The sequence below is a fragment of the Pseudomonas sp. HLMP genome (assembly GCF_046365545.1).
GTDB classification, from domain to species: domain Bacteria; phylum Pseudomonadota; class Gammaproteobacteria; order Pseudomonadales; family Pseudomonadaceae; genus Aquipseudomonas; species Aquipseudomonas guariconensis_B.
The window spans coordinates 1-791 of sequence record NZ_JBDLLR010000004.1 but is presented as its reverse complement, the minus strand read 5'-3'; the positions used below and the strand labels follow the sequence as shown (position 1 = coordinate 791).

Here is a 791-nt window from a genome sequence, read left to right as displayed (position 1 = left end):
GCCGCCGTGGTCAAGGCGGCCAAGCAGTCCATGGCCGTGCACGTGCAAGCCATGCTCGACTTCCAGAAGCAGGGCGTGCCGACCTTCGACTACGGCAACAACATCCGCCAGATGGCCAAGGAAGAAGGCGTGGCCAACGCCTTCGACTTCCCCGGCTTCGTCCCGGCCTACATCCGCCCGCTGTTCTGCCGTGGCATCGGCCCGTTCCGTTGGGCGGCCCTGTCGGGCGACCCGCAGGACATCTACAAGACCGACGCCAAGGTCAAGGAGCTGATCCCCGACGACGCTCACCTGCACCGCTGGCTGGACATGGCCCGCGAGCGCATCAGCTTCCAGGGCCTGCCGGCGCGTATCTGCTGGGTCGGCCTGGGCCTGCGTGCCAAGCTGGGCCTGGCGTTCAACGAGATGGTGCGCAGCGGCGAGCTGTCGGCACCGGTCGTCATCGGCCGCGACCACCTGGACTCCGGCTCGGTGTCCAGCCCCAACCGCGAGACCGAAGCCATGCGCGACGGCTCCGACGCGGTCTCCGACTGGCCGCTGCTCAACGCCCTGCTCAACACCGCAGGCGGCGCCACCTGGGTCTCGCTGCACCATGGCGGTGGCGTGGGCATGGGCTTCTCCCAGCATTCGGGCATGGTCATCGTCTGCGACGGTACCGACGAAGCGGCGGCGCGTATCGCGCGCGTGCTGACCAACGACCCGGGCACCGGCGTGATGCGCCACGCCGACGCCGGCTATCAGATCGCTATCGACTGCGCCAAGGAGCAGGGCCTGGACCTGCCGATGATCAC

General features: G+C 68.6%; 1 protein-coding gene. It reads left to right on the top strand.

All coding sequences use genetic code 11. The features are described from left to right. On the top strand, positions 1-791 hold a 791-nt coding region (gene hutU, locus ABFA30_RS23860; RefSeq protein WP_410046076.1), incomplete at both ends, for a urocanate hydratase.